Genomic DNA, 20,646 nt, shown 5'->3' with positions numbered 1-20,646 from the left:
GGCCATGTCCGCAAAGCTCGGCGCAAGCTCCTCGGTCAGGTCGCGCGGTGACCCGGGTGATCTCGACGTGACCCACGAGATTAACGTCACGCCATTCATCGACGTGATGCTGGTGCTTCTGATCATTTTCATGGTGGCGGCGCCACTTGCCACCGTCGACATCGGGGTCGATCTGCCGGCGAGCGCCGCCGAGCCCGCGCCGCGGCCGGACAAGCCGATCTTCGTCACCGTGAAGCCGGATCTTTCGATTGCCGTCGGTGAGGATCTTGTGTCCCGCGATGCGCTCGGCACCTCGCTCGCTGCCGCCACCAAGGGCCGCAAGGACGAGCGCATTTATCTGCGCGCCGACAAGGCGGTCTCCTATGGCGACTTGATGGAGGTGATGAACAGCTTGCGCAATGCCGGCTACCTGAAGGTCGCGCTGGTCGGCCTCGACGGGCGCAGCTGATGACCTCCGCAAACGCGTTTGCCCTGCACGAGCCGCTCGGCGAAAGGGAAACCATGCGCTGGAGCCTATCGGCGGCCGTAATCGTGGCGCTTCACATGGCCGCGGCACTGCTTGCGATGAGCTGGCTCAAGTCGCAGCCCGAGCAAGGTGTGAGCCTGCCGGCGATCATGATCGACATGGCACCGGTGACTTCGGCGCCGCAATCGATGCAGGACGACATCGCGCCAGGGCCCGTGATGCAGGAGGCCGATGCTTCGCCGCCGCAGCCCGTGCAGCAGCAGATGGCCGAGGAGACGATCGCGCCGACGCCGCCGCAGGAAAAGCCGGACGTTGTCGCGCCACCCGAGCAGAGATTGGAGCCGACCCCGGCCAAGCCCGAGCCGGCGAAGATCGTCCCGGTCGAAAAGCCGGCGCCGGCGAAGCCGAAGGTGGTTCGCCGCGAGGCGAAAAAGCCGTCTGAGGCGCCGCCGGCGCCGCGCACCAGCGCAGCCCCGCGCGCGGAGCGCGAGGCGGCGATGGCATCAGCCCAGAGCGCCGGCGCGGTGGCCTCCGTGATCGCATCCTACAATCAGCGAATCCGCGCGCATCTGATGCGCTTCCACCAATATCCGTCCTCTGGCGGCGGTCAGCGTGGCATCGCGAGGCTGAGCTTTACGATTGCCCGTAGCGGGCAGGTCACATCCAGCCGCCTCAGTGGTTCGTCCGGCGTCGCCGCTTTCGACGCTCAGGCCATGGCGATGATCCGCCAGGCCTCGCCGTTTCCGCCGATCCCGGACGAGGTCAAGAACGGCGCGATGAGCTTTACGATTCCGGTGGAGTTTACGGTGCGATAAGTCTCCGTTGTCGTGCCCCGCGAAGGCGGGGCATCCAGTACGCCGCGGCATTTCCGTATCACACCGCCGCCGCGGCGGACTGGACCGCCCGGTCGAGCCCGGCGATGGCCGTATCGAGAGAGCGTCGCCTCACTTCGCCTTCAGGAAATCCGCGACCTCCAGCAGCATGAACTCGTTATCGTCGGCCTTGTTGGGGTCGCGGCTGGACGAGAACGGCAGATTGTTGTCGTTGCCGACGATGATGTGAGTGTCGTCGACGCGATCGACGTTCTCGATGGTGAAGAACGGGAAGGTGTAGACGCCGTCATTGAGCGGCTTCCTCGCCTTCTTGTCGGGATCCCTGATCTTCAAGAGGTCGATATAGCCGATCTTGCGCACGGGCTTGCCGACATTGGCATCGGTGAGCTCGATCTTGTAGATGCGCTTGAATTTGGCGAGGTCAGGAAAGCAGTTCTCGCCGCGGGTGCCTTGCGGGCAAGACTTGTCCGCGGTGCCTTCGCCGTTGTCGCGCTCGATGACGAGGCCGCTGGTCGGGTCGACCATGTTGAAGTCGCCGATGGCATTGCCGTTCTGTTCGAACACATACTGCCAGTAGCGTCCGGTGAATTTCTCGGCAGCGACGTCGAATTCGAGGATGCGGGAGGCTTCCTTGCCGTCGACCTTTTCCCAGTCCTTCTTGTCGGCGTCCCACAGCGGTCCTTCGAGCAGGCCGTAGAGGAATTTGCCGTCCTTGGACGATGCAAAGCCCTCAAAACCCTTGGAACGGCGGAGGTTGACATTAGTGTAGGTCGCGCCCGGCGCGGCCGGCGTTCCCACTGCCCAATTGTCCGGCGAGCGCACCGGCTTGCCATCGGCGACCGTCTCGAACACGGCCAAGATCTTGCCGGTTTTGTCGGCCTTTCAGGATATAGGGGCCGAACTCGTCGCCGATCCAGAAGCTGTCGGCGATGATCTGGAAGCCCTCGGTGTCGAAGTCCGAGCCGGTGAGATAGCGCTTCTGGGTATCCTCATGAACGATGCGGAACGGCACGCGTCTGTCGGGATCGTGCAGGAAGATGGTCTCCAGCCGCTCGATCTTGCCGCTCGTCCAATCCATCTTGTAGTGGTTCAGGTATAGCATCGAATCCGGCGAGTTGGCACGCGCGCCCATACCGTTGTCGGTGATCACCCAGAACGTGCCGTCCGGCATGGTCTTGATGCCGGAATGACCCTGCAGCGGCTGGCCCCTGAACGGCAGCGACACGCCCGTCGCCCGCTCATAGGACTTGCCCATCACGGTGCCGAGCGCGTCGACGCGCTTGCCCGTCGTGTATTTGCCCGAGGTCTTGAGATCGGCTGGCGCATCGGCGGGTGCGTCGATGAACGATTCGGCCGGCATCACCACGTGGCCGACGAGTTTGGCGGGGAATTCACCTTCGCTCTGCGCGAGCGCGGCGCTCGCGGTGAGAATGATCGTTGCGACGGTGCCGAGAAAAGTCGCGCGCATGTACGTCTCCTGTTGGCGGACGCACGCCTTATGCGGACGGCACATTGCAGTTTTGTGAAGCCGGGCCAAACGCCGCAGTTGCCCATCTACTCCTTTACCGCGCCCGTCAGCGACGACACGTAATAATCCACGAACAGGGAGTAGAAGATCGCAACCGGCAGCGAGCCGAGCAGCGAGCCGGCCATCAGCGCACCCCACTGATAGACGTCGCCGGTGACGAGCTCGGTCAGGATCGCGACCGGCACGGTCTTGTTGGCGCCGCTCTGGATGAAGGCGAGCGCGTAGATGAACTCGTTCCAGGACAGCGTGAAGGAGAAGATGCCGGCCGAGATCAAGCCGGGTACCGCCAGCGGCAGCGTGATCCGCCTCAGGATCTGCAGCCGCGTGGCGCCGTCGACCAGCGCGCATTCCTCGAGCTCGTAGGGAATCGACTTGAAATAGCCGATCAGGAGCCAGGTGCAGAACGGCACCAGGAAGGTCGGATAGACCAGGATCAGCGCAAGCGGTGAGTCGAACAGGCCGAACTGCACGACGACGGTGGCGAGCGGAATGAACAGGATCGACGGCGGCACGAGATAAGCGAGATAAATGCCGAGACCGACATAGGGACTGCCGCGGAAGCGCAGGCGTTCGATGGCGTAAGCGGCAAGCGTGCTCGCGATCAGCGACAGCGTGGTCGAGCCGATCGCGACCAGCATCGTCGTCCACAACCAATGCGGATAAGCGGTGTTGAACAAGAGGTGCTTGATGTGCGCCAGCGTGGGCGACGAGATCCAGAACGGATTGTGCTCCTTGTAATTCATCAGCTCCGCGTTCGGCTTGAACGAGGTGATCGCCATCCAGTAGAACGGGAACAGCAGGATAAGTACGAAGCAGCCGAGCGGCAGATAGATCATCATCAGCCGCCGCAGCCCGGAATCCCACGCCATCGTGTCGGGCGCTGCCTTCGCGTCGGCGACAGCCGGTTGGGCGACTGTATCAGTCATTGCTCTCTCCCTGCTGCCATTTGCGACGCGCCAGTCCGAAATAAGAGAACAGCGTCGCGAACACCAGGAACGGGATCATCGACACCGCGATCGCGGCACCCTCGCCGAGCTCGCCACCGGCGATGCCGCGCTGGAAGGCAAGCGTTGCCAGCAGATGGGTCGAGTTGCCGGGCCCGCCACGGGTGATGGCGTAGACCAGCTGGAAGTCGGTGAAGGTGAAGATGATCGAGAAGGTCATGACGATGGCGAGGATCGGCATCATCATCGGGAACGTGATGTAGCGGAAACGCTGCCAGGCGCTGGCGCCGTCGAGCATCGCAGCCTCGTAGAGCGAGGGCGAGATGGTCTGGAGCCCCGCCAGCAGCGAGATCGCGACGAAGGGAATGCCGCGCCAGATATTGGCGGCGATCAGCGAGAAACGGGCCGGCCAGGCCGAGCCGAGGAAGTCGATGTTGCTGGAGCGCCAATGCAGCACGTCGACCAGCAGATACGAGATGATCGAGAATTGCGGATCGTAGATCCACCAGAACGCCAGCGCCGACAGCACGGTCGGCACGATCCAGGGCAGCAGGATGATCGCACGCAGCACGCTCTTGAACGGAAAATGGTTGTTGAGCAGCAGCGCGAGCCAGAAACCGAGTGCGAACTTTCCGAAGGTCGCGACGGCCGTGTAGACCACGCTGTAGAACACCGCGTTCCACCAAAGGGAATCGGTGAGGAGATACTGGAAATTTTCGAAGCCGACGTAGATGCCACGCCGGCCGATCGTGGTGTCGGTGAAGGCGAGCCAGATGCCCAGGCCGAGCGGATAAGTCAGGAACACCGCGAGCAGCCCAATCGCAGGCGCCAGACACATCATGATCAGGAACGGCTTGTAGTCGAACAGCCGCACCAGCCAGTTCGGCTGCCGCTGCGCGAGAACGGGGGAGGAGAAGGTGGTCACGGACATCGGTTCGGCGTCCTGTCTTGGGCTGTCGCTACCGCAATCATTGCGAGCGAAGCGAGGCAATCCAGTCTGTCTCCGCGGTTACGGTCTGGATTGCGTCGTCGCTTCGCTCCTCGCAATGACGGCTGCCTTGTCGTGAGTTTTTACCGCCCCTGCCGCCGGAAGTACCGCTTGCACCGCTGCTCGGCTTCTGCGGCAGCCGCCTCCGGCGTGGCAGCGCCGGTCGCAACGGACGCGAACATCTGGATCAGCACGTAGTCGGCGCTGACGGCTCCCGTCGCTGTCGAGATCGGGCCCTTGTAGCCGTCGTAATAGGTGCTGTTCATCGTGTCCTTGAACAGCTTCACCTTGGGATCCTGCGACCACACGGCGGACTCGGCGTAGGCGGCCAGCGGCTGCGACCAGTAGCCGGAGTTGGCATTGAGCCACGGCTCGTACTGGTCCTTTTCCAGCATGTATTGCAGGAATGCCTTCGCCGCGTTGGGGTACTGGCTGTGCTTGAACACCATTGCGTTCAGCGTCAGGCCCGCCATCGGAGAGACCTTGGCCAGGCCCTTCGGCAGCAGCTGATGCTCGCTGTCCTCGGCGATCGCCTTGGTGGCAGGATCGTTCTTCAGCGAGAAGTACAGCGAAACGCCATTGGCGGTCAGGGAGATCTCCTGCGAGGAATAGGCGCGGTTGTTGCTGACGTCGTTCCACGACGTCGTGCCGGCGATGAAGGTCGGGTAGAGCTGCTTGACCCAGTTCAACGCGGCGATGGTCTCCTTGCTGTTGATCGTGACGTTGCCCTCTTCGTCGAGCAGGGATCCGTTGTGCGACCACAGCGCCCAGCTCGCAAAACCGTTGCCATCGCCCTTGGCATTGCCGAGCGCGAAGCCGGCCGGCTTGCCGGCCTTGTGCAGCTTCTGGCACAGGTCGAGGACGCCGGCATGGTCCTCCGGCACTTTGTCGAAGCCGACCGATTGCAGGACCGACTTGCGGTAGATGAGGGGGCCGGCGGTGGCGCCGAACGGCAGCCCGATCCACGTATCGCTCTTGTTCTTCTTGCCGTAGCGCTGCGCCAGCGGCAGCCAGCCGCCATAACGCTTGCCGAGATAGTCGGCGACATCAGTCAGCTCGATCAACTTGTCGATATAGATGTGCGGAGCATCGGAGAAGCCGATAATGATGTCGGGGCCGGCGCCGGAATTGGCGGTCACTGCGGTCTGCTGATTGATATCTTCCCAGCCGACGAAGTCGACCTTGACCTCGACCCCGGTATCCTTGGTGAACTTTGCCGCATTGGCGCGGAACACGTCCTCGTCGGCCTGGACGAAGCGTACCGGGCGCAGCATGCGCAAGGACGCGCCCTTCTCGATCGCGAGTTTCGGTGCCGCCACATCGGCAGCCTTGATCGTTGATGGCGTTGTTTGCGCTGCAGCACCGGTGGCCGCGAGCGTTGCAGCAGACAGGCCCAGCGCCAAGGCATCACGACGCGTGATGTCGTTCCTCATCAGTTCCTCCCTTGATGTCTCCCTCCCCGGCGTTGATCGCCGGTGAAGGGCCGTTCCGGTTTCCGGCGCCTTTGCGCCGGCCGCCTAGCTGTTCGGCCCGCGATCCATGCTGATCGGTTGCCAGCGGCGGAGCGCGGTGCTTTGCAGCACCGACGGATTGACGCAGCTTACTGGCCACATGCCCTGAAGCACCAGTGACAATTCGTAGCCCACGCGGCGCTTGCGCGCCTCGTCGAACCGTGCCGAGGCCGAAGCGACGTGGGCGGTCAGGGTCACGTTCTCCATGCCGAGCAGGGGATTGTTGTGCGAGGGCGGCTCTTTCTCCAGCACGTCGAGGGCGGCATGCGCGATCCAGCCCTCCTGGAGCGCCTTGATCAGGCTCTCCTCGTCCACCGTGGCACCGCGCCCGGTGTTGATGAAGATCGAGCCCTTCTTCATCTGCCGGAAGTGCTTCTCGGTCAGCATGTGATGGACCTCGGGCCGGGCGGGGGCGTGCATCGAGACGAAGTCGGATTGCGACAGCACCTCGTTCAGCGTCGCCGGGATCACGCCGTGGTCGTACATCAGCGTTTCCTGGATGAAGGGATCATAGGCCATCATGCGCAGGCCGAAGGGCGCTGCGCGTTTCGCAACCGCGCGCGCGACGCGGCCGAACGAGATGAAGCCGAGCGTCTGGCCCATCAGCCGCGGGATCTTGAGCAGCGCCGGCCGGCCCTCGGCCCAGCGGCCGTCGCGCACCATGCGATCCTGCTCGACCAGGCGACGGAAGCCCGCGAGCAACAGCATCATGGCGTGGTCGGCGACCTCCTCGATGAAGGTGTCGGGGATGTTGGTGACGGGAATTCCGCGGGCGGTGGCGGCCTTGACGTCGACGTTGTCGACGCCGACCGAGCCGAGCGTAATGACCTTGCAGTTTTCTAAGCTGTCGATGATGCTCTTGGTGATCGGGATGCCCTTGGCATAGATGGCGTCGGCGTTTTTCGCGGCGGCGACGAACCCGGCCTCGTCGGCCGGCGCCTCGACGATCTCTGCATCGATCGGATCGAGCGCCTCGCGCTCATAGGAGTAATCGCTGCCCGCGACCGTGAAGCTCGCGCCCTTCGGCGTCACCACCCTGTATTTCGGCATTTTCTGCTCCCGATTTGGTTTCTTGTTGTGGCCTGCCTTCGTGGCTGACCTTTGCGTCTTTTACGCGAAATCGACGCGGCCGCGTACAATTCCCGGTTGTTGGCGCGGAGATAAATTGCCGGTTTGTGCGGCTGCGTCCGGGCTTCTACGGATGACCGTAAGTAACTTGATAAGGGCTCACACATAAAAGTTGATTCGATTTTGATCGAACTGGTCGCGTGCCCGTATCCCGTCATTGCCGGAGCCACCCCGTGAAATTGAGCAATCTGAAGATCGCCCCGAAGCTCGGCATTCTTGTCGGGGTCACCTTGTTGGGCCTGTGCATCTCCGGTGTCCTTGCCGGCTACCTGATGAAGCAGGAGATGGTGAATGCACGCATCGATCAGGCCAAGGCTATCGTCGAGCTGGCATGCAACTACGCGGGCGCTCTGAAGAAGCGCGTCGATGCCGGCGAGCTGACCAAGGATGCGGCCCTGGCCGAACTTCGCCGCTATGGCAACGCGATGACCTATGACAACGGCGCGGGCTACCTGTTCGGCACGTCGTACGACGGCATCACCCAGCTTGCGCCCGATCCGAAGCAGATCGGCACCAACCGCATGGACGTCGTGACCAACGGCCGCAAGCTGTCGCTCGAGCTGATGGACGGCGTCAAGGCGAAGGGTTCGATCCTGCTGTATTATGAATATGTGAAGCCCGGCCAGGAGAAGCCGATCCGCAAGATCGGATATGCAGTCGCCGTGCCTGGCTTCGACATGTATCTCGGCACCGGCGCCTATCTCGACGACATCGACGCGAGAATGGGCCCGGTCTATTGGCTGCTCGGCCTGGCCTTGCTCGGCATCGTCATCGTTGCCGGCAGCGTCGCTTGGCTGATCGGCCGCGGCATCAGCCGTCCGCTGGCGCTGCTCGGCGCCCGTATGAAGGACCTCGCGGATGGCAAGCTCGAGGGCGACATTCCCGGCGTCGGCCGCGGCGACGAAGTCGGCGCGATGGCCTCGACCGTGCAGATCTTCAAGGACAATGCGGTCCGCATCCGCGACCTCGAGAAGACCGAGGCGGACGCCAAGGAGCGTGCCGCGGCGGAACGTCGCAGCGCGATGGAAGACATCGCCAACGACTTCGAACGCAGCGTCAACGGCATCGTCCGCTCGGTCTCCTCGGCCGCCGCCGGCATGCAGAGCACGGCGCAGTCGATGACCGCGAGCGCGACCGATGCCTCCTTGCGTGCCGCAACGGTCGGCGCTGCCTCGCAAAAGGCCTCCGGCAATGTCGGCACGGTTGCCGCTGCCGCCGAAGAGCTGTCGAGCTCGGTTGCGGAAATCTCCCGCCAGGTCACCCGCTCGACCGAAGTCGCCAGCCGCGCCGTCAGCGACGCCGAGCGGACCAACGCCACCGTGCAGGTGCTCTCGACCGGCGCCGAGAAGATCGGCGAGGTCGTCAAGCTGATCCATTCGATCGCCGCGCAGACCAACCTGCTCGCGCTCAACGCCACCATCGAAGCGGCACGCGCCGGTGAATCCGGCCGCGGATTCGCGGTCGTCGCCTCTGAGGTCAAGGCGCTCGCCAACCAGACTGCGAAGGCGACCGAGGAGATCTCCGCGCAGGTCGCGGCGATGCAGACCTCGACCAGCGACGCGGTCACGGCCATCACCGGCATCACCCAGACGATCGCCGAGATGAGCGAAATCACCGCGGGCATTTCGGCATCGATCGAGCAGCAGGGCGAAGCGACCCGCGAGATCGCCCGCAACATCCAGTCGGTTGCGGCCGGCTCGAGCGAGATCAACGCCCATATCGGCAGCGTCACGTCGGCCGCGGAAGCGACCGGCAGTGCAGCCAGCGACGTGCTCACCAACGCCCGCGAGCTGGACAACCAGTCCGGCGCGCTGCGCAGCGCCGTGGACAGCTTCCTCGTCAAGGTGCGCGCGGCGTAAGCCCGTGCGCTGAACTCGTAGAGTGGGCAAAGACGCAAAGCGTCGTGCCCACCCTTTTCTCTCGACTGTCATGCCGCGCGAAGGCGCGGCATCCAGTACGCCGCGGCCTCTCGGTTCAAATACAGGCACCTCCGGAATACTGGATCGTCCGCCTCCGCGGACGATGACATCGTCCGAGGAGCACGCCTACTGCTTCTCGATCTTCGCGTTCGTGATCAGCTTCTCCCACAGCACGAGCTGCTCGTTCACGAAGGTGCCGAGCTGCTCCGGTGTGCCCGAGAAGGCGTCCATGCCGAGGGTGGCGAGCTTCGCCTTGATCTCCGGATTCTCGACGATCTTCCTGATCTCGGTATTGAGCCGCGTCACGATCTCCTTGGGCATGCCGGCCGGGCCGAAATAGCCCTGCCATGACGAGATGTCGAAGTCCGGCACGCCGGCCTCCTGCATCGAGGGCAGATGCGGCACCAGCGGCGAGCGCTCCTTGGTGGTGACCGCGAGCGCGCGCAGCGCGTTGCCGTTGACATGCGGCAGGCCGGTCAGGATGTCGACGAACATCATCGAGACGCGGCCACCCATGACGTCGTTGAGCGCCGGCGGCGAGCTCTTGTAGGGCACGTGCAACAGGTCGAGCCCGGCATTGTGGGCAAAGGTCGCGCCGGACACGATCGCCGAGGACGAGCCCGAAGCGTAGCTCAGCTTGCCCGGATTGGCCTTGCCATAGGCGACCAGCTCGCCGACAGTCTTGGCCGGCACTTCCGGGTTGACGACCAGCATGAAAGGCAGGTCGCCGGTGCGCGCGATCGGCGTGAAATCCTTGACCGGATCGTAAGTGAGGCTCTTGAGCAGATAGGGATTGGCCGAATGCGTGGTGTTGGTCGTCACCAGCAGCGTGTAGCCGTCGGGAGCGGCCTTCGCGACGTAGGTTGCGGCGAGCATACCATTGGCGCCCGCCTTGTTCTCGATCACGATGCCGACGCCGAGCGCCTGCGACAGATGCTGCGAGATCAGCCGCGTCGTGGTGTCGGTGCCGCTGCCGGCCGCGAACGGCAACACCAGCGTGATGTTGCGGCTCGGATAATTGTCGGCCTCGGCCGTGGATGCGGCGGCGAGGCACAATGCGGCCGCGCCGATGGCACGCAGGTTTCGAGTCAACGCTGAAATCATGTCTGGACGTTCCCTCTTTGTCGTTGGCGGGGAACCTAGCGTCTCCTCGTTGAAATCGGAAGCGGTGAGTTTGTCGCCGTGTCTCCGCGCCGCGGAATTTACTTCGCCGCCGAACCCTGGCGCGAGGCGATCACGACGCCGGCGAGCACCAGCGCGTAGCCGATCAGGTGGAACGGCTGGAGCTTTTCGCCGAGCAGCAGGATCGCCATCGCCGAGCCGAACACCGGCACTAGATGGAAGAACGGCGCGGCGCGGTTCGGGCCGATCAGCGCGACGCCGCGGTTGAAGAAGAGATAGGCCAGCGTCGAGGGGAAGATCAGGATATAGCCGAGCGTTGCCAGCGTCGTGCCGTCGAACTGCAGCACGCGGCCGCTTAGAGCCTCCCAGATCGCAGTCGGCAGCAGCATCGTCGCGCCGCAGCAGGTGGTGAAGGACAGGAAGGAGAGCTGGTGAATTTTTGGCCGGCGCGGGATGAAGGCCGAATAGAGACCGAACGCTACCAGGGAGGAGGCGAACATGATGTCGCCTCTGTTGAAGCTGATGCTCGCGAGTGCGGCGAGATCGCCGCGTAGGATGATGATCAGCACGCCGAGAAGCGAGATCGCGATGCCCGCGAACTGCGCACCGGTCAGCCGCACCCCAAACAGCACCAGCGACCACAGCGCCACGAACAGCGGACCTGCCGACTGGATCAGCAACGCGTTCAGCGCCTCCGTGTATTGCATTGCCCAGTACGAGATCGCGTTGTTGAAGGCAAATCCCACCAGCGACAGGAACAGCATCAGGGGCAGGCTGTTGCGCAAGGCAGGCCAGTCGCGCTTCAGATGCGGCCAGGCGAACGGCAACAGGATCAGGAACACGCCGAACCAGCGGATCGTGGTCACGGTCAGTGGCGGCACATGCGCGCCGACATGACGCGCGAGCACGATGTTGCCGGCCCAGAACAACGAGCTCAGGCTCAGCAGCAGATAAGGCTGGTTGTTGAGCCAACTGGCCGTATTGGAGGCCGCTGGCGCGGGGGAAGCGATCGTCATTGGCGTCGGATACGAGCTTGCGCCGGATTGCCGTCATGACACAAGTCACGCGGCCGCAATGCTACAATGCAGGCATGACCCGGGGACGCGTCATTGGCGGTTAATATGTTGGACGCAATGTGCTCATCCGCTCTCCCACAAGAGGAGAGGTGATGGCAGCGCTCCGCTTGGATACGTTGCTAACTCGCCTGCTTGCGTGACGCCACGAACACGCCCGCCAGCACCAGCGCGAAGCCGAGGAAATGGAAGACCTGCGGGTGTTCGCCCAGGAACACGATCGCCATGATCGAGCCGAACACTGGCACGACATGGAAGAACGGCGCGGCGCGATTGGCGCCAATCAGGCGGACGCCGCGATTGAAGCAGAGATAGGCGAGCGCCGAGGGGAACACTGCGACGTAGAATAGGGTCAGCAGGTTCGGCCCGTCGAGCTTCATCACGGGGCGCTCGATCAATTCCCAGATCTCCAGCGGAATGAGGCAGGCGGCGCCGCAGCCGAAGGTGAAGGCGAGGAAGGACAGGCCGTGCATCGGCGGACGCTTCAGGGTCAGTACCGAATAGAGCGCGAAAATGACCAGCGCGACGATGAAGATGAGGTCGCCCTTGTTGAACTCGATGTTCGACAGCGTGGTGAAATCGCCATGCAGCAGGATCGTGAGCACGCCGCACATCGACAGCAGCACGCCGAATGCCTGCGCCGCGGTGAGCCTGATCCCCAGAATGGCCAGCGACCACAGCGCCACGATCAGCGGGGCGGCAGACTGGAGCAGCAGCGTGTTCAGGGCCTGGGTATGCTCCAGCGCCCAATATTGCAGCGTGTTGAAGGCGCCGATGCCGGTGATCGAGAGCGTGATCATCAGGCCGAGCCGGCCGCGGATCGCGGGCCAGTCCTGCGCAAGATGTTTCCAGGCGAACGGCAGCACCAGCAGGAAGGCGAAGGACCAGCGCAGGAATGACAGCGTCACCGGCGGGATGTGGCCGGCGGCGAGCCGACCGACGATGGCATTGCCGGCCCAGCACAGCGCGGTGATGCTGAGCAGCAGATAAGGCTGGTTGGCAATCCAGGTTTGGCCGGCGGTTTCGGCGCCTGTGCTCTGGCCCGTGGCAGACATTGTGATGGCTATGGCCCCGCGTCATGCGCCGAGGCGTCCGGCCCGGCGAGATCCGGGCCGGTTCATAGCCCGGCGCCGTTCAAAGACACGGAAATCGAGGTTGCATCAATGGGGGACGGATGCATCGCGACCATGCAGCGGCCGAGATCGCGTCTAGCGCTTTGGTCGAGGCTTTGGCTCGGCTCTGGAAGGTCTCTGGATTTTCGGGGGATATCAAAGGCTTGGATGGCCTTCCGAGCCCCGAAAAAGCCCCGTTCTTGCTTGCTTAGAGGGGCTGCTTCCTTTATCCGGTTGGCTGCCTTGCGTGCGGGCGGCTCCGGCCGCCGATTGGGCTGGGCGCAGGCATGATCCCGGAAGAGTGGGCACCGGTTTTCCGCGAGGATCATGCCTCCTAGAGACAGATTGAACAGGGATTACCCGCGAATGGCCAATGTTGTCGTCGTCGGCGCCCAGTGGGGCGACGAAGGGAAGGGCAAGATCGTCGACTGGTTGTCGGAGCAGGCGGACATCGTCGTCCGCTTCCAGGGCGGCCATAACGCCGGCCACACGCTCGTGATCAACGGCAAGACCTACAAGCTCGCGCTGCTGCCCTCCGGCGTACTGCGCGAGGGCAAGCTGTCCGTGATCGGCAACGGCGTGGTGTTCGATCCCGCCGCCTTCCTCGACGAGGTCGCCAAGCTCAGGGCGCAGGGGGTCGATGTCAGCCCTGACAATCTGCGCGTCGCGGAAAACGTCACGCTGATCCTGCCGCTGCACCGCGAGCTCGATGCGCACCGCGAATCCGCCAGCGCAGCGACCGCGATCGGCACCACGCGCCGCGGCATTGGACCTGCCTATGAGGACAAGGTCGGCCGCCGCGCCATCCGCCTGATGGATCTTGCTGATCATCAGACGCTGCCGCACAAGATCGATCGCCTGCTGGCGCATCACAACGCGCTGCGCCGCGGCCTCAACCTGCCGGAATTCGACAGCGCGGTGATCCTGAAAGAACTGATGGCGATGGCGCCGCAGCTGCTGCCCTATGCCGAGACGGTCTGGCGGCTGCTCGATATCAAGCGGCGCGAAGGCAAGCGCATGCTGTTCGAGGGCGCGCAAGGCGCGCTGCTCGACGTCGATCACGGCACTTATCCCTACGTCACCTCGTCCAACACGGTGGCGGCGCAGGCGGCGACCGGCGCCGGCCTCGGGCCGGCCGCGGTCGGTTACGTGCTTGGCCTGTGCAAGGCCTATACGACCCGCGTCGGCCAGGGCCCGTTCCCGACCGAGCAGGACAACGAGACCGGCCGCAAGATTGGCGAGCGCGGCCGCGAGTTCGGCACCAATACCGGTCGGCCCCGCCGTTGCGGTTGGTTCGACGCCGTGCTGGTCCGCCAGGCGGTCCGGACCTGCGGCATCAACGGCCTGGCGCTGACCAAGCTCGACATCCTCGACGGCTTCGACACGATCGAGGTCTGCACCGGCTACAGGCTCGACGGCAAGGAGATCGACCATTTCCCCGCCGGTGAGGGCGCGCAAAGCCGGGTCGAGCCGATCTACGAGACGATCGAGGGCTGGAAGGAGCCGACCGCCAGCGCACGGTCCTGGGCCGACCTGCCGGCCCAGGCCATCAAATATGTCCGCCGGATCGAGGAATTGGTGGGGTGCCCGGTCGCGCTGCTTTCCACCAGCCCCGAACGCGAAGATACTATCCTGGTGCAAAATCCGTTTGAAGCTTAACGATATCTTACCAGGACGCGCGTATAGTTGAGTTGAAATGGCTGATTACTATCCGCTGATCGCCCGCGCTATTGCCGCCCTGGACCCCAACGCTCCCGGCGAAAGCCGTCGCGCGCTCTATGAGCGGGCGCGCACGGCGCTGATCGCGCAGCTCCGCAGCGTGCAGCCGCCGCTCTCCGAATCCGAGATCACCCGCGAACGGCTGTCGCTGGAAGAGGCCGTCCGCAAGGTCGAATCGGAGGCCGCCCAGCGCGCCCGCGAGGCCTCGCGCCCCGGTGGGGGCACTCGCCCTGGCGGCAGCGGCGATGCCTTCCGCCGGGCTAGCGCCCGCGCGGCCGAAGGCAACGCTCCCGCATCTCAGCCGGCCCCGCCGCGCGCGCGTCCGGCCCCGACGCCGCCGCGTGCCGACCGCCCGTCCTTTGGTGCTGACGATCAGGGCGACGCGCCGCGGCCGCCGCGTGCGCCGCGTTTCGACGCCCCGCGCCAGCCCGGCCCGTCCGCTCCGCCGCCGACGGCGGAGCCGCAGACGCCTCCACCGGCCGGACGCGATCGCGCGGGTGCGCGCCGCCCGCCGGACATGGGCCCGCCGCCACCGCTACCACCCGCACCGGGCGTGCGCGGCTTCCGCGACATCACGGCCGATGCCAACGATCTCGGCGGCGCCGCCGCGCAGGCGAGCCGCGCCGCGCGCCGCACCTACGCCAACGTGCCCTCGCCCTCGCCGGAGTTCGACCGGCTGGAGCCGAGCCTGGAAGACCGCACCGGCGAGTCCGAGGCGCCCTATTCCTACGACGAGTCGGTCGAGGAGGCCGAGCGCTACACGCCGCAGCCGCCGTCGCAGCGTGCGCGCATTGCAGCCGAGCGCGACGCCAAGAAGCGCGTCCGCACCGGCTCCGCCTTCCCGTTCAAGAGCGCGATCGCGGTCGGCATCGTGCTGATCCTGGTTGGGGCCGGCATCCTCTGGGGCAAGCAGCTGGTCCAGATCGTCAACGGCTTTCTCAAGCCGTCCGCGACCCAGGTGGTGGAGGCGCCGAATCCGGCCCAGCCGCAGACCAAGCCGAAGATCCCGGATCGGGTCGGCCAGCCTTCGGCGAGCGACCAGCCGGTCGCGCCGGTGGCGCAGAAGGTCGTGCTCTACGACGAGGATCCGTCCGATCCGAAGGGCAAGCAATATGTCGGCTCGGTGGTATGGCGGCTGGAGCCGATCAAGGCGTCCGGCAACCAGAAGGCCGACATCGCCGTGCGCGCCGACATCGAGATCCCCGACCGCAAGTTCAAGATGACGATGTCGTTCCGCCGTAACACCGATTCCTCGCTGCCGGCGAGCCACACCGCGGAATTGACCTTCATCCTTCCGCAGGACTTTCCGGGCGGCAGCGTCTCCAACGTGCCGGGCATCCTGATGAAGTCGAACGAGCAGGCGCGCGGTACGCCGCTCGCCGGCCTCGCCGTCAAGGTCACCGATGGCTTCTTCCTGGTCGGCCTTTCCAATGTCGACGCCGACCGCGCCCGCAACGTCCAGCTCCTGAAGGAGCGCTCCTGGTTCGACGTGCCGCTGGTCTACGCCAATCAGCGCCGCGCCATCATCGCGATCGAGAAGGGCGCCCCCGGCGAGCGCGTCTTCAACGACGCGTTCGCGCAGTGGGGCGATTGAGCTCTTCACCTCTCCCCAGCAGGGAGATCTCGGATTGCAGCAATCCGGGTGAGGGGCCGCGCCATTTTGTGAGACTGCAACCACTCACCCGGATCGCATCTGCGATGCGCTCCGACCTCTCCCTACGGGAGGTGAAGCGAGCTCTCTCGCGGTCAGCGGTGCAATCGAAATTGAACGGCCTTACTGCGCGGCGGCTTCCCGCTTGCGCGATGCGGCGTGCTCGCGGTCCATTACGGCGCGGCAGCCGGGACTGACATGTGCCTTGTTCCGCACCATGCAGGCCCTGATCCGGGGGATGTCGGGAATTTCACTGGAGCACAGCCGCATCGCATCGCCCGAGCACATCTGCTGCGCTTCGGACGAGAAGGCGAGACCAGGTGATGTCTGGAATGCGATGGCGGTGGCGGCGACGGCGAAGAGAGTTGCGATCGTCTGATAGCGTGTCATGCGGAATGGGTCCCCGAGTTCGTGGGCTTGAGCCACTTGATTTTGGGGCGCCGCACGCGGCTTGATCTGCCGCATGTCACAGCCTTCACGTCGGGAACTTTGGTCCCGCATGTGGTCGCTCGATTACTTGATGTTCGAATCGAAAGTGCTGCGCCGCCCGAGCGAAGTATGCGCCATTGTCACGGAGCTGCAATGGTCTGCGTGAAGGAATTTGCAATTGTTGCGCGCGAGTCACGCAAAGCCGGCGCGCGCGGTCAGATCAACCGATCAGGGCGAGGGCTCGCTTGCGCCGCATCGCTCGTGCCGAGTGATGCGGCGTGTTCTTCGACCGCGCTGACGCCCTTGGCCGTGAGTTCGAACAGATCGCCGTCCTTCATCACATAACCATCGGCGATCAGTTCGCCGATCTTGCCGTGGCGATCGTCGGCGAAGGCAACGGACTGGCTGATGTCCCGCAGGATCGAGAGTTGTTCATCGCGCAGCATGGCTTCACACTCCGTTCGCGGGTTCCGGTCCTCACATTCCGTGACTCTGAAACACCTTGCTGCAAGACTTCGACAGCTTGGCCCGGTTGGCTTGCAGGCAACTCTGAACCGCACCGTCATTGCCGAGGTCCTTGCGGCACAGGCGCGATGCATCCCGCGAGCAGGCCTTCTGCTCCTGCGGCGTGCCCATGTGGCCTTGGGCGAGAGCAGGTGCGTTCGACAGACCCGTCAGGGCTGCCAGCGCGAATGTCGCCAGAACAAGTCTACGGGGCATCGGGGCTCCAATCTGACAGGGACAATTCAGGTCCTGCATGAACTCGTCGCTTTGCCACTTGTTCCCTTCAGGCGCAGCCTGCGCCCCGCTATTCAAGGTTCCCGCCGGCGCTGCTATAAGGCTGTCGAAGTTAAGAGGGTGCTCGATGAAACGCTATCTGGTGTTTGCGCTGGTCGGTCCGTTCGTCGGCGGGTTCCTGCTGCTGCTCACGACGACCTATCAGTCCGGCTATTGGACCCAGACCAGCCTCGGCGAGGTCGGCAAGCTGTTCGCAGTCTTCTTCAAGACCCTGCAATACAGCTATCTGTTCGGCTTCCTGCCCTCGCTGATGATCGGCGCGGTCGACGACATCCTAATCCACATCAGACGGATCGGCCCGGTCCTGCGGATGCTGCTGGTCGGTCTGTTCGCCTTCGTCCTGGCCTCGATGACCTACAGCTCGCGCGGGCCGGATTCGGGCGCCGTGCAGTTCATCCTGTACGGCCTCGTCGGGTTCGTACCGGCAGTGATTTCATCCTGGTTCGTGCATAGATATGTCGAGGAGCCGCAGGCAGTGACCGCACCAACCTGAGTGCGCGACCTTCGGGCGCGGCCCAGCAACCTCCGCCGCCGCGGCGCGTTCTTTGGAAGCCATGTCCATGTCCGACGACGACATCCTTGCTCCGCGCCGATCCCGTTCGGGAAGCGGCTCGCATGCGACCTTTGCGGCTAAGCAAGCGCGCGGGCCGATCATCGACCAGGAGGGTCACGAGATCCGCCCTGAGACGCTGGAGCAGGGATTTCGCGAGTTTCGCTTCGAATTCGGGCAAGGCAATCCGTTCGGCAATCTGACGCGCGAGCAGCGGATCGCGCGGCTCGAGGCGATCGCAAAGTTGCTCGACGTTGCCTTCATCCTGCCCGGCACCAATATCCGCTACGGTATCGACGGGCTGATCGGGCTGATCCCGGTCGTCGGCGACATCATCACCACCGCGATCTCGTTGTGGCTGGTGCGCGAGGCGAGGGCGTTGGGCGCGCCCTGGTACATCACGGCGCGCATGCTCGGCAATGTCGCGGTTGACGGCGTGTTCGGCCTGGTCCCGTTCGCGGGCGACGCCTTCGACGTCATGTTCCGCGCCAACATGCGCAACGTGCGGCTGCTCCGCCGCTGGCTGGAGAAGCAGCCGCGGATTTAAGCGTCGCGCGCATTCTTCGCCCATCCCCGCAAGCGGGGCGGGGGGAAACGCAAAAAGCGCGACGGCCCTTCGGCCATCGCGCTTTCAGCGCACATTACTTTCAGCGCACATTACATGGCTTTACGAAAGCTTACGCCGCGTCACATGGCTTTACGAAAGCTTACGCCGCGTCGGCATCGGTCTCCGCCGGCTTGCGACGGCGGGGCAACGGGAAGGCCTCACTCTCATAGAGCGAGCGGATGCCGTTCTGGTCGAAGCGCGCTTCCTCGACCTGGAGATAGGCGCCGTTCAGCGAATCCGTCGGCAACTGCTCCATCGCGAACTGCACGGCTTCGGCCGCGGTGCCGAACCGGCGATAGGTGAAGCCCGCGCGCTTCTTCTTGCGGATCGCGGCGGGGAAGAGTTCGGCGGAGGTGTTGAAGTTGAACGGACGCAGTGGACGCATGGTCAAAGACCTCGTGATCTTCTCTGGGGCTTTAAGCGCGTGGGGTTGGGGAGGGCAGAGGCCGCAATCGAGCGGGCCCGCCGCACATGGCATTTTCGTCCACTAATATAGGCCGATTTGACAAAAATGCGACCCCCGCGATGCGAGATGATGAATCCGCGCATGGCAGCCCCGCGCGCGCGATAAATCAAACAATTTCAAAGCGTTGCATGATTTACAACTTGCCGAGAAGCAACAGCACGACCAGCACCACGAGCACGACGCCGCCGATCCCCATGCCGGAATGGCCGAGGCCATAGCCATAACCGCCGATCCGGCCGGAGAGCCCGCCCAGCAGGTAGATGATCACCAGGATGATCAGGATGGTCCCGAGTGACATGGCATTCTCCCCTGACAGGCGCCAAATGCGATGGCCGCACCGCCACGAAAGAAAAGCCCATTGCGTTCGCCGGGTTCCGTAACGGAACCGGTGATGCCCCGAGTTTATTTCGGCTCGAGCTTCAGCGCGGCGGAGTTGATGCAGTAACGCAGGCCGGTTGGCCCAGGGCCGTCGGGGAAGACATGGCCGAGATGGCCGCTGCACTTGGCGCACAGCACCTCGGTGCGGATCATGCCGTGGCTGGTGTCGCGCTCCTCGTCGATATGGCTCTCGACGGCGGGCTGGGTGAAGCTCGGCCAGCCGCAGCCGGAATCGAACTTGGCATCCGAAGAGAACAGCTCGTTGCCGCAGCCGGCGCAGACATAGGTGCCGGCGCGCTCGTCGTGCTCATATTCGCCGGAGAAGGGACGTTCAGTCGCCTTCTCGCGCAGCACCGCGTACTGCATCGGCGTCAGCTCGCGCCGCCACTGCTCTTCGCTCTTGATGAGCTTGTCGTCAGTTGTTTTCGTCTTGGGATCGGGCATGGGTCTCCCGTTTCTCGCGTCATGTCGTGATCAGTTGGTGGCCTTGCTGGCATTCACCAGCGTCGGCTTTTCAATGTAATTATCCGCGAACAGTTTTTTCAGGTTCTCGACCTTGGGGATGTCGTTATAGGCGATGTAAGGCTGGTTCGGGTGCAGCGTCAGATAATCCTGGTGATAGGCCTCGGCCGGATAGAACGCCTCCAGCGCGCCGACCTTGGTTACGATCGGCTTGTTGAAGACCCGGGCCGCGTTGAGCTGGGCGATATAGGCCTCCGCCACCTTCTTCTGCTCGTCGGAGGTGGTGAAGATCGCCGAGCGGTATTGCGGGCCCACGTCAGGGCCCTGCCGGTTGAGCTGGGTCGGATCGTGCACCACCGAGAAGTAGATCTGGAGAATCTTTCCGTACGTAATCTTCTTCGGGTCGTACTTGATCTCGACGGACTCGGCGTGACCGGTGCGGCCGCTCGAGACGGTCTGGTAGTCGGCAGTCGCCTTGGTGCCGCCGGCATAGCCGGAGACGGCGTTGACGACGCCCGCGGTGTGCTGGAAGACGCCCTGAACGCCCCAGAAGCAGCCGCCGGCGACGACGGCGGTCTGGATTCCGCTCGCGGGCGCTGCATCCATAGCGGGAGCGGGGATCACGACCGCATCCTCCGCGGCCATCGACGGCACGGTGAACGAAAACGCCAATGCGGCGGTCGCGGCAAACAGGGACAGGGTACGGAAAGGAATTCGGCTCATGGCGCATCCTCGTTCGAAGGCGTTAGTGTAGGGCGATTGGCGTCAAGCGAACAGCCCGCTTGGCGGCAGTTCGTTACCCGAGATACGGGCCGGCCGGGCCATTATTACTTAATGCCGGACACGAGTCCGTGAAGTGAGCAACTCGTCATTCCGGGCGGCTCGAGATTCTCAGCTGCGCAAGTGCACGCCATAGTTCGAGCTGCTCGGAATGGCCAGTGTCACGACGCTTCGGCCCCGAA

Annotated in this window: 21 protein-coding genes and 1 pseudogene; 7 read left to right on the top strand and 15 right to left on the bottom strand. The window is 64.2% G+C overall.

Annotated elements, in window-relative coordinates; translation table 11 throughout:
* Positions 1-4: 4 nt before the first annotated feature.
* Both exbD and IVB01_RS22360 read left to right on the top strand, forming a co-directional pair.
* Positions 5-448 (top strand): TonB system transport protein ExbD, encoded by a 444-nt coding sequence (gene exbD, locus IVB01_RS22365; RefSeq protein WP_247280145.1) that lies wholly within the window; start codon positions 5-7, stop codon positions 446-448.
* Positions 448-1,281 (top strand): energy transducer TonB, encoded by an 834-nt coding sequence (locus IVB01_RS22360; protein ID WP_247280144.1) that lies wholly within the window; start codon positions 448-450, stop codon positions 1,279-1,281. Before exbD ends, IVB01_RS22360 begins: the two co-directional genes overlap by 1 nt.
* Positions 1,282-1,410: 129 nt before the next feature.
* Here IVB01_RS22360 and IVB01_RS22355 read toward each other — a convergent pair.
* The 5 genes and pseudogenes from IVB01_RS22355 to IVB01_RS22335 form a co-directional block, all read right to left on the bottom strand.
* Positions 1,411-2,767 (bottom strand): annotated as a pseudogene (locus IVB01_RS22355) (esterase-like activity of phytase family protein).
* Positions 2,768-2,853: 86 nt separating this feature from the next.
* The gene (locus IVB01_RS22350; RefSeq protein WP_091888289.1) at positions 2,854-3,753 is read right to left on the bottom strand and encodes a carbohydrate ABC transporter permease; all 900 of its coding nucleotides are present in this window, start codon (positions 3,751-3,753) and stop codon (positions 2,854-2,856) included.
* Complete coding sequence (locus IVB01_RS22345) at positions 3,746-4,702, bottom strand: sugar ABC transporter permease (RefSeq protein WP_247280143.1); 957 nt, start codon at positions 4,700-4,702, stop codon at positions 3,746-3,748. Before IVB01_RS22345 ends, IVB01_RS22350 begins: the two co-directional genes overlap by 8 nt.
* A gap of 140 nt (positions 4,703-4,842) precedes the next feature.
* Complete coding sequence (locus IVB01_RS22340; protein WP_247280142.1) at positions 4,843-6,192, bottom strand: extracellular solute-binding protein; 1,350 nt, start codon at positions 6,190-6,192, stop codon at positions 4,843-4,845.
* An 84-nt stretch (positions 6,193-6,276) separates the two neighbouring features.
* Entirely contained in the window at positions 6,277-7,320 is a 1,044-nt protein-coding gene (locus tag IVB01_RS22335; RefSeq protein WP_247494885.1) for a C-terminal binding protein, read from the bottom strand.
* Between the two features lie 251 nt (positions 7,321-7,571).
* Between IVB01_RS22335 and IVB01_RS22330 the strand changes: the two genes are divergently transcribed.
* Positions 7,572-9,257 (top strand): methyl-accepting chemotaxis protein, encoded by a 1,686-nt coding sequence (locus IVB01_RS22330; protein ID WP_247494884.1) that lies wholly within the window; start codon positions 7,572-7,574, stop codon positions 9,255-9,257.
* Between the two features lie 186 nt (positions 9,258-9,443).
* On the opposite strand, the gene IVB01_RS22325 is transcribed toward IVB01_RS22330, so the two are convergent.
* From IVB01_RS22325 to IVB01_RS22315, 3 genes are all read right to left on the bottom strand, one after another.
* Complete coding sequence (locus tag IVB01_RS22325; RefSeq protein WP_247280139.1) at positions 9,444-10,421, bottom strand: tripartite tricarboxylate transporter substrate binding protein; 978 nt, start codon at positions 10,419-10,421, stop codon at positions 9,444-9,446.
* A 98-nt stretch (positions 10,422-10,519) separates the two neighbouring features.
* On the bottom strand, positions 10,520-11,455 hold the full coding sequence (locus tag IVB01_RS22320) for a DMT family transporter (RefSeq protein WP_247280138.1): 936 nt from the start codon (positions 11,453-11,455) through the stop codon (positions 10,520-10,522).
* A 179-nt stretch (positions 11,456-11,634) separates the two neighbouring features.
* Positions 11,635-12,567, bottom strand: coding sequence for a DMT family transporter (locus tag IVB01_RS22315; RefSeq protein WP_247280137.1), 933 nt, complete (start codon positions 12,565-12,567; stop codon positions 11,635-11,637).
* A 423-nt stretch (positions 12,568-12,990) separates the two neighbouring features.
* On the opposite strand from IVB01_RS22315, the gene IVB01_RS22310 reads away from it, so the two are divergent.
* Positions 12,991-14,283: an adenylosuccinate synthase gene (locus IVB01_RS22310; protein WP_247280136.1), complete on the top strand. Its 1,293-nt coding sequence runs from the start codon at positions 12,991-12,993 to the stop codon at positions 14,281-14,283.
* Between the two features lie 37 nt (positions 14,284-14,320).
* On the top strand, positions 14,321-15,937 hold the full coding sequence (locus IVB01_RS22305) for a hypothetical protein (protein WP_247280135.1): 1,617 nt from the start codon (positions 14,321-14,323) through the stop codon (positions 15,935-15,937).
* A gap of 180 nt (positions 15,938-16,117) precedes the next feature.
* On the opposite strand, the gene IVB01_RS22300 is transcribed toward IVB01_RS22305, so the two are convergent.
* The 3 genes from IVB01_RS22300 to IVB01_RS22290 all read right to left on the bottom strand — a co-directional run bounded on the left by IVB01_RS22300 (position 16,118) and on the right by IVB01_RS22290 (position 17,143).
* Positions 16,118-16,459 (bottom strand): hypothetical protein, encoded by a 342-nt coding sequence (locus tag IVB01_RS22300; RefSeq protein WP_247280134.1) that lies wholly within the window; start codon positions 16,457-16,459, stop codon positions 16,118-16,120.
* Between the two features lie 179 nt (positions 16,460-16,638).
* The gene (locus IVB01_RS22295) at positions 16,639-16,869 is read right to left on the bottom strand and encodes a hypothetical protein (RefSeq protein ID WP_247280133.1); all 231 of its coding nucleotides are present in this window, start codon (positions 16,867-16,869) and stop codon (positions 16,639-16,641) included.
* Positions 16,870-16,900: 31 nt separating this feature from the next.
* Positions 16,901-17,143: a hypothetical protein gene (locus tag IVB01_RS22290; RefSeq protein ID WP_247280132.1), complete on the bottom strand. Its 243-nt coding sequence runs from the start codon at positions 17,141-17,143 to the stop codon at positions 16,901-16,903.
* Positions 17,144-17,288: 145 nt separating this feature from the next.
* Between IVB01_RS22290 and IVB01_RS22285 the strand changes: the two genes are divergently transcribed.
* Positions 17,289-17,714 (top strand): DUF5413 family protein, encoded by a 426-nt coding sequence (locus tag IVB01_RS22285; RefSeq protein ID WP_247280131.1) that lies wholly within the window; start codon positions 17,289-17,291, stop codon positions 17,712-17,714.
* Positions 17,715-17,775: 61 nt separating this feature from the next.
* Positions 17,776-18,318 (top strand): DUF4112 domain-containing protein, encoded by a 543-nt coding sequence (locus IVB01_RS22280; RefSeq protein ID WP_247280130.1) that lies wholly within the window; start codon positions 17,776-17,778, stop codon positions 18,316-18,318.
* 160 nt (positions 18,319-18,478) lie between these two features.
* Here the strand turns inward: IVB01_RS22280 and IVB01_RS22275 are convergent, their stop codons facing one another.
* The 4 genes from IVB01_RS22275 to msrA all read right to left on the bottom strand — a co-directional run bounded on the left by IVB01_RS22275 (position 18,479) and on the right by msrA (position 20,407).
* Complete coding sequence (locus tag IVB01_RS22275; RefSeq protein WP_247280129.1) at positions 18,479-18,763, bottom strand: hypothetical protein; 285 nt, start codon at positions 18,761-18,763, stop codon at positions 18,479-18,481.
* Positions 18,764-18,977: 214 nt separating this feature from the next.
* A complete protein-coding gene (locus tag IVB01_RS22270; RefSeq protein WP_060737078.1) occupies positions 18,978-19,142 on the bottom strand; it encodes a DUF3309 family protein in 165 nt (54 codons plus the stop codon).
* Positions 19,143-19,246: 104 nt separating this feature from the next.
* A complete protein-coding gene (msrB, locus tag IVB01_RS22265; protein WP_247280128.1) occupies positions 19,247-19,666 on the bottom strand; it encodes a peptide-methionine (R)-S-oxide reductase MsrB in 420 nt (139 codons plus the stop codon).
* Positions 19,667-19,696: 30 nt separating this feature from the next.
* A complete protein-coding gene (msrA, locus tag IVB01_RS22260) occupies positions 19,697-20,407 on the bottom strand; it encodes a peptide-methionine (S)-S-oxide reductase MsrA (protein WP_247280127.1) in 711 nt (236 codons plus the stop codon).
* Positions 20,408-20,646 lie beyond the last annotated feature (239 nt).

The organism is Bradyrhizobium sp. 164, from assembly GCF_023073715.1.
Classification (GTDB): Bacteria; Pseudomonadota; Alphaproteobacteria; order Rhizobiales; family Xanthobacteraceae; genus Bradyrhizobium.
Note: the sequence above shows the minus strand (reverse complement) of the source record. Positions and strands in the feature narration are given on the sequence as shown.

Excerpts from the sequence above, each read along its gene's own strand:
- exbD (WP_247280145.1), top strand. The coding sequence starts at position 5 with ATGTCCGCAAAGCTCGGCGCAAGCTCCTCGGTCAGGTCGCGCGGTGAC.
- IVB01_RS22360 (WP_247280144.1), top strand. The coding sequence starts at position 448 with ATGACCTCCGCAAACGCGTTTGCCCTGCACGAGCCGCTCGGCGAAAGG.
- IVB01_RS22350 (WP_091888289.1), bottom strand. The coding sequence starts at position 3,753 with ATGACTGATACAGTCGCCCAACCGGCTGTCGCCGACGCGAAGGCAGCG.
- IVB01_RS22345 (WP_247280143.1), bottom strand. The coding sequence starts at position 4,702 with ATGTCCGTGACCACCTTCTCCTCCCCCGTTCTCGCGCAGCGGCAGCCG.
- IVB01_RS22340 (WP_247280142.1), bottom strand. The coding sequence starts at position 6,192 with ATGAGGAACGACATCACGCGTCGTGATGCCTTGGCGCTGGGCCTGTCT.
- IVB01_RS22335 (WP_247494885.1), bottom strand. The coding sequence starts at position 7,320 with ATGCCGAAATACAGGGTGGTGACGCCGAAGGGCGCGAGCTTCACGGTC.
- IVB01_RS22325 (WP_247280139.1), bottom strand. The coding sequence starts at position 10,421 with ATGATTTCAGCGTTGACTCGAAACCTGCGTGCCATCGGCGCGGCCGCA.
- IVB01_RS22320 (WP_247280138.1), bottom strand. The coding sequence starts at position 11,455 with ATGACGATCGCTTCCCCCGCGCCAGCGGCCTCCAATACGGCCAGTTGG.
- IVB01_RS22315 (WP_247280137.1), bottom strand. The coding sequence starts at position 12,567 with ATGTCTGCCACGGGCCAGAGCACAGGCGCCGAAACCGCCGGCCAAACC.
- IVB01_RS22310 (WP_247280136.1), top strand. The coding sequence starts at position 12,991 with ATGGCCAATGTTGTCGTCGTCGGCGCCCAGTGGGGCGACGAAGGGAAG.
- IVB01_RS22305 (WP_247280135.1), top strand. The coding sequence starts at position 14,321 with ATGGCTGATTACTATCCGCTGATCGCCCGCGCTATTGCCGCCCTGGAC.
- IVB01_RS22300 (WP_247280134.1), bottom strand. The coding sequence starts at position 16,459 with ATGCGGCAGATCAAGCCGCGTGCGGCGCCCCAAAATCAAGTGGCTCAA.
- IVB01_RS22295 (WP_247280133.1), bottom strand. The coding sequence starts at position 16,869 with ATGCTGCGCGATGAACAACTCTCGATCCTGCGGGACATCAGCCAGTCC.
- IVB01_RS22290 (WP_247280132.1), bottom strand. The coding sequence starts at position 17,143 with ATGCCCCGTAGACTTGTTCTGGCGACATTCGCGCTGGCAGCCCTGACG.
- IVB01_RS22285 (WP_247280131.1), top strand. The coding sequence starts at position 17,289 with ATGAAACGCTATCTGGTGTTTGCGCTGGTCGGTCCGTTCGTCGGCGGG.
- IVB01_RS22280 (WP_247280130.1), top strand. The coding sequence starts at position 17,776 with ATGTCCATGTCCGACGACGACATCCTTGCTCCGCGCCGATCCCGTTCG.
- IVB01_RS22275 (WP_247280129.1), bottom strand. The coding sequence starts at position 18,763 with ATGCGTCCACTGCGTCCGTTCAACTTCAACACCTCCGCCGAACTCTTC.
- IVB01_RS22270 (WP_060737078.1), bottom strand. The coding sequence starts at position 19,142 with ATGTCACTCGGGACCATCCTGATCATCCTGGTGATCATCTACCTGCTG.
- msrB (WP_247280128.1), bottom strand. The coding sequence starts at position 19,666 with ATGCCCGATCCCAAGACGAAAACAACTGACGACAAGCTCATCAAGAGC.
- msrA (WP_247280127.1), bottom strand. The coding sequence starts at position 20,407 with ATGAGCCGAATTCCTTTCCGTACCCTGTCCCTGTTTGCCGCGACCGCC.